This is a genomic window from Effusibacillus pohliae DSM 22757 (assembly GCF_000376225.1).
GTDB lineage: Bacteria > Bacillota > Bacilli > Tumebacillales > Effusibacillaceae > Effusibacillus > Effusibacillus pohliae.
This window is the reverse complement of record NZ_AQXL01000058.1, coordinates 1-5,781: the sequence shown is the minus strand read 5'-3', so window position 1 is coordinate 5,781 and position 5,781 is coordinate 1. Positions and strand designations below refer to the sequence as shown.

At 49.6% G+C, this 5,781-nt stretch carries 10 protein-coding genes; 7 read left to right on the top strand and 3 right to left on the bottom strand.

From position 1 onward, the window contains the following. The 3 genes from C230_RS19005 to tnpA all read right to left on the bottom strand — a co-directional run. A partial coding sequence (locus tag C230_RS19005; protein ID WP_245533939.1) for a transposase occupies positions 1–310 on the bottom strand: 310 nt, incomplete at its 3' end. A gap of 75 nt (positions 311–385) precedes the next feature. Beyond that, a complete protein-coding gene (gene tnpB / locus C230_RS0101025) occupies positions 386–742 on the bottom strand; it encodes an IS66 family insertion sequence element accessory protein TnpB (RefSeq protein ID WP_018130222.1) in 357 nt (118 codons plus the stop codon). After that, the gene (gene tnpA / locus C230_RS23775; RefSeq protein WP_083910399.1) at positions 736–1,065 is read right to left on the bottom strand and encodes an IS66 family insertion sequence element accessory protein TnpA; all 330 of its coding nucleotides are present in this window, start codon (positions 1,063–1,065) and stop codon (positions 736–738) included. Before tnpA ends, tnpB begins: the two co-directional genes overlap by 7 nt. Before the next feature lie 236 nt (positions 1,066–1,301). Between tnpA and C230_RS0101020 the strand changes: the two genes are divergently transcribed. The 7 genes from C230_RS0101020 (at position 1,302) to C230_RS0100990 (ending at position 5,636) form a co-directional block, all read left to right on the top strand. After that, positions 1,302–1,865, top strand: coding sequence for a Cdc6/Cdc18 family protein (locus tag C230_RS0101020; protein WP_018130221.1), 564 nt, complete (start codon positions 1,302–1,304; stop codon positions 1,863–1,865). A 112-nt stretch (positions 1,866–1,977) separates the two neighbouring features. Continuing rightward, a complete protein-coding gene (locus tag C230_RS0101015) occupies positions 1,978–2,202 on the top strand; it encodes a hypothetical protein (protein WP_018130220.1) in 225 nt (74 codons plus the stop codon). A 118-nt stretch (positions 2,203–2,320) separates the two neighbouring features. Further along, the gene (locus C230_RS0101010; protein WP_018130219.1) at positions 2,321–2,680 is read left to right on the top strand and encodes a hypothetical protein; all 360 of its coding nucleotides are present in this window, start codon (positions 2,321–2,323) and stop codon (positions 2,678–2,680) included. Continuing rightward, positions 2,680–2,814: a hypothetical protein gene (locus C230_RS23530; RefSeq protein WP_018130218.1), complete on the top strand. Its 135-nt coding sequence runs from the start codon at positions 2,680–2,682 to the stop codon at positions 2,812–2,814. Before C230_RS0101010 ends, C230_RS23530 begins: the two co-directional genes overlap by 1 nt. Next, entirely contained in the window at positions 2,811–3,113 is a 303-nt protein-coding gene (locus tag C230_RS0101000) for a hypothetical protein (RefSeq protein WP_018130217.1), read from the top strand. The genes C230_RS23530 and C230_RS0101000 overlap by 4 nt, the downstream gene beginning before the upstream one ends. Further along, positions 3,113–3,601, top strand: coding sequence for a hypothetical protein (locus tag C230_RS0100995; protein ID WP_018130216.1), 489 nt, complete (start codon positions 3,113–3,115; stop codon positions 3,599–3,601). The genes C230_RS0101000 and C230_RS0100995 overlap by 1 nt, the downstream gene beginning before the upstream one ends. Next, on the top strand, positions 3,576–5,636 hold the full coding sequence (locus tag C230_RS0100990) for a phage tail tape measure protein (protein ID WP_018130215.1): 2,061 nt from the start codon (positions 3,576–3,578) through the stop codon (positions 5,634–5,636). Before C230_RS0100995 ends, C230_RS0100990 begins: the two co-directional genes overlap by 26 nt. Positions 5,637–5,781: the final 145 nt, after the last annotated feature.

Here is a 5,781-nt window from a genome sequence, read left to right as displayed (position 1 = left end):
TCTCCACGGGAAGTTCTTCGATCATGGTCTCCCGCTGCCCGCGCTGTTTCTTGCGCCGGATGGTCACGGTCTCCAGGGTTGGCTCTTCCTGGGCAGGGTTGGCCTCTACTTCCGCTTCGTTAAACAGCTGCAATTGATCCGAATTCGTTCGCTCGCTGGAGGCGCCGAATTTCTTCTGTTGGCTAAGGCGAAACTGCTCTTCGTACCATTTCAATTTGGCGGACAGTTCGGCGATTTGCTGCTCCAGTTTGAGGCAGCGATCCTGCCAATCTTCGATTGTAAGGGGCGTCTGTTCGATTGTTTTCTCCATACTTTCTACATTCCACAACCGGGCAAAGAACCCTTTGCCCGGTTGTCCAAAAATGTGGCGATTCCGTGAACATGTTCAAATCACGGTACGGGCCGTTACCTCCGGATGCGCCTGCTGTTGTTGAAGGGACAATCCATCGAGCAGCCAGCGCAGCTGGCGTCGGGTAATGCGGAGCGGCGCAGCACTCGCATCGGTGGGCCATTGGAATTTGCCACGCTCCAACCTGCGGTAATAGAGCCAGAATCCGTTATGCTCCCAGTACAAGATTTTCAGTTTATCCCGCTGCCGATTGCAAAACACAAACAGGGCAGGCGAAAACGGATCGAGATCAAACCCCTCCCGGACGAGAACCGCGAGCCCGTCAATGGATTTCCGCATATCCGTGCTGCCGCAGGCCAGATACACCCGATCCACCTGAATCTCGCTCAGCATAGAGACCTCAGCGTCCTCACGACATCGGCAAACAGAGCGGGATCGAAGCCGGGCCTGACTTCGATGGTTGCCGAACCGACTTTGACAAGCAAGGACGAGGGTCCGGAAGTTCCATCGGAAGACGTTTCATCCACATGGACAGGAATCCACCGCAGCCGGGAGCTTTCCGGATGTTGTTCCGTCTTTTTTAATTTTCGCAACCAATACCAGAGCTGGCGTGGCGTAACCCCATGACGTTCACACCAGGTGGCCACACGCTCTCCACTGGCCCGATAGTCTTTGATCCGGGTAGACCATAATTCTCGAAGTTCCGTTTGAGTCATAAAAAAATCCTCCCCATATCATTCTGAGGAAGATTATCTCATGGGAAATTTCGGCTTCCTAGGTGTGCAGGATTTGACGCTTACCGACTTACGATCAAACAGAAAGCTATACGCTACGCCGTGCGGCCGATCGGTATGTAAACGGCCTGCCGGGGCCGGGCACACGTCATAATTCAATCTTGTTACTTGCGCGTCTTGCGAATCATAACGGACTCACGAACGCGCAGGCTATCGAGATGATTACCGAATGGATGGCTTGGCAGCCTAAACATTTTTATACTTCGACGTGGGAAGAATGCTTGCAAGACATTCACGAAAGCGTCGAGTACGTTTACCGCAAAAATTTGACGCTACAAGTTGAGCCGCGCGACTTAACAGTTTCATTCGCTGAAATCGACGCGATTATCCGTCAATGTCCGCAGAAGAATCAAAAGGCGCTCGCCTATGCGCTGCTGATTCATAGTAAGCGATGGGCAGGCGAGAACGGCGTTTTCTATATGATATATGTGCAAATGAAGGAAGCTACCGGAATGGACGAAGTAACGGTATGGCGGCAATTGAAAAATCTTGAAGCATTGGGCGTTATCGAGATTGTGGCACGCAACCAATCCAGAAAGGGTACGCATCTAAAGCGGCCCAACTATTACCGAATGACACTAAAAGTTGAGGACGTGGGGGGCGACAAACTTTTCTCGCTTGAAGAGGGCCGCGACCTCTCGGAATGCTTAAAATACTTTTACGATGAAAAGCAATTGAAACAGCTTATTCCTCGTAGACAGTATGACGCATTAGTCGCTTAGTAAACACAATAATCAAACCTATTATATTTCAAAACGTACAAGATTGGTTGTGCGCCATCTGTGAGACTCGGGTGGCGCTTTTTTATTTGGCGTGGTGGAGGGGGTGTTGGCGATGAATGAGCTTTGGCGGCTGAACGCGAATGAGTTGGCCGCTTATACCGAGGATCACGAACTGATGCGGCGCATTCGCCGTTCGTATCCCGATTTCAGGATTCTGGCCGAGTATTACCGGAGCGGGCGCCTGTTTGCGGTCGTGTACGTAATTCCGAACGAAAAGAAACGGGCGGCCCGAAGGCTTTTCGCGAATGGTACGAAATCGGCGAAAATCGCCGTTTAGAGGGGCTTTTGATCGTGGAGGGATATAATCCTATTACCTGCGATTTTGAAACGCTCTACGGGGCGAAAATGCCCAAAATCATGCAAGATATGCACAGTTTTTGAGGGGGTATTATGCCATGTTTATCATCATTCGGCAACGAATGTTTGTCTACAAAGCGGGCATCTGGGGCGCAGAGGTTGCGCTGGTGAACGGGAGCACAGGCAAGACCATTAAGACGCTGAACCAGCAATATCCGCGCAAGTCGCTGAAAAACGCCATGCGTGCGTCGCTGAAAGACGCGCTGGAAGTTGCACGCGAGAAGGGCGGCACCGAGTTTGCGTATGACACAAACTATTGGGAAGGGGCCAGATATGCTGCCTACCAAAATGGCGTTCCGTTACTTGGCGAGGACGGTGATTTGTTGACGCCGACATCGGAACTTGGCTATTTCGAGGAGTATGAAGAACTTGAGGATGGTGAGGAGGGCGTAGCCTGATGTTCGGGTACGAAACGATTAATCTGGAGCACGCGGTCGCAGGAATGGCGCTAGACCGATCGTTGGCGACAGGATTACCGTTTGACGAGGCGGTCCGTGAGATTATTCAAGAGTTGAAGGGGGAATTCGATTGACGAATCGCGAGAGACAACTTGTGGGGCTGCTAATCGACGTGTTAAAAAGCGTGTCCGACAAGCAGCACGAAATTGATAAGCTCTTCGGAACGGAAAACTCTGATATGGGGTTAAATGTAGGAGATGTTTTCGACCGAATGTATGACATTTGCGGCGTACCGAGATCGGGAAGCCGGTTTAGCCGCGACTACATTTGGGATATGGAAATGGAATTTCTGATGGACGGCACGACGACAAAAGAAGAGTTGATTCGGGAGCTTGAAATCTATACTCGTGCGGAACATGGAGGGGAGAACTAATGGATGAGATCAAAAATCCGCTTCAGAAAGATTTAAAGACACTCGTAGAATTGTCGCAAGCATTTTATAACATCACACTCAGCTATGAACAAAAGAAACCGGTGGCCAATTCTAAGCGATTCTGGCGTGACTTTAGGAAGAACATCGAATTGCACCTCGGGCAGTTAGTACATCTTCTGAATCGCTCAGTATCTGTTCATTACCATACGGAATTTGGCTTACTGTATGGCGCATTGTTTGACAGGGTTATCCTCACCAAGAAAATGGGATGGGCTTTGTTATTGGAGGTTGCGAAGACAAGGAATGGCCAACTTTTCGACGAAGCCGATCGACTTCATGATGAATGTGAGCGATTAGCTGAACTTGTCAAACTGACGCTTGAATCAATTGCACAGAAATTGGAAGAAGGTCCCACTCAAAACGAGTCGGGGCCTTCTGCATTGGTTGGAGGTGAGATAAAGGATGGCGGAACGAGAGGCACGACTTAACCTAGTAATTTCGGCGCAGAATCAAGCGGCCAGTGTTTTTAGCAGCCTTTCAGAAGTAATGAAATCATTTCGACAGACGGCGGAATCTGCGGCGCGGGCCATTAGTTCGTCTTTTGAAGCAATTTCGAAATCGTCCAAATCAATGGATGACGTGTCCAAAGTGGTTAGTGATGACGAGCGTTCTCTACAAAGTTTATCGAAGGTTTCAGACGAGAGTGCAAAAGGAATTGAAGCATCCTTTCGATCAATGGAGACAGCGATTTCCGCAGTTGTCTTAGCCGTTCGCAATCAGACAGCAGAGATCGGTAGGGCGTTTGAAAGCATGGCTAAGAATGCGGAGACGAACGTCGGTAACGTAAAGAAAAGCGTTGACAGTCTTGGTGGGCTTGTTTCGCTTCAGCTGCTCGGACAATCAATGCAGCATGTAGGCGAAAGCGGCGAGCATCTTTTCAAATATGCAATCGAACAGGGTGCCGACTTTGAAGCGGCCATGAAAAGCATACAAACGGTTATCGCAACAAACATCGAAAAGAACGAGTCATGGAACGACAAGATTCGTGATGCGGCCGGATTGACGCAACAACTGCAGGATCTCGCGCTGAGTTTAGGGAGCCGGGGCGCGCATTCTGCGAATGAAATTGCGGCTGCGATGGACGCTATGTTGCGTTCAGGTGTTGATGGGGAGGCGATTCTTAACGGCGCCGCCGAAGCAGCGCAAAACGTGGCAATCGTTACTCATGACAAGTTAGAAGAGAGCGCGAATCTGATTACTGAAATTTATCATCAGTTCAGGGAGCAATTCAACGAGAACGGCAAAAGCGTTCAAGAAAACATGAAAGAAACTGGCAACGTTATCGCTGGAACATTGTTGAGTGCAAGAATCAATTCGAATGATCTGATCACGACGTTAAAGTATGTAGGGCCTGTAGCATCGCAATTGGGCTCAAGTTTGGCTGATGCCGCAGCAGCATCGGCTTTGCTAGCGCAGAACGGTATTAAGGGCAGTTCGGCTGGAACAGCATTGAGACGCGCTTTGACTAATTTACTCGAACCTACTAAGCAAGGCGCGAAGGCGATGGAGGAGCTTGGAATAATACAAAACGGTCACAATACGTTGATCGATCAATCGACTGGTAATCTCAAAAATCTTACCGAGATACAAAAGATTCTCCACAGTCGCTTAGAAGGACTTACCGAAGCGCAGAAAGCCAAATATATTCACGATATCTTCGGTCAGTATGCTTTAGCTGGAACTCTTGTCCTTGCCAATGAAAATTCCGAGGCGTTCCAACGACTGAAGGAAAAAATTGAGGGTGTTAGTGCGCAGAAGGCCGCCGCTGCGATGTTGGATACATTTAAGGGGCATATGTCTCAGTTGGCAGCGCATGTTCAGACAGCGGCTAAAGAGTTCGGAATGTCATTCATCCCAGTATTGGAAAAGTTAATTCCTATAGGGCATAGTATGTTGAACTGGCTCCAAAGTCTAACAGAGGAACAAAAGAAATGGCTAATGGGAACACTTGCTGTAGGCTCCGGTCTGGTTTTTCTAGGAGGAGCTTTCGCAGGTTTGGCCGCGTGGCTTAGATTCGCAAAAGAGGGCTTTGAAGCGTTTGGAAAATTATTTCTCAACATCGGGCGAGGCTTACTATCATTAGGCGTAGTTTTCACTCGTTTTGTCTCAATCATGGTTACGGGGTTAAGAGCCCTCGCAATAGCACTCCTCGAAAACCCCATAACCGCCGTTATTGTCGCAGCTGTCGCTGTCGTTGCGTGGGGCGCCTACGAAATATACAAACACTGGGACACAATCAAAGCGGCGTTTATCGAGGCTGGCGAAAAGATCGTAGAAGGCTGGAATGATACGAAACAGAAGTTGAGCGAAACGTGGACATCTATAAAAGTCTATGCCGAAACATCGTGGAACGCGATAAAAGCGTTTTTTACCCAAACGATTCCGAAACTGATCGTTGATGTCGGAAACTGGTGTAGCCGCTCACGCTATTTGGCGGTGAATTTCTCACCGCCATTGTCGTGAGCGCTCTACCGTCAATCCGCCAGCCGAGTGAGCGCTGTGTCGACAGTCATCGCAGGCACGAGAAAGCAGCCGGTTAACCGACTGCTCCCCGTTGCCGATCCAGGTCCGTCAGTACCCGCTGGATGTGGCTGTCTTCCACCACGTC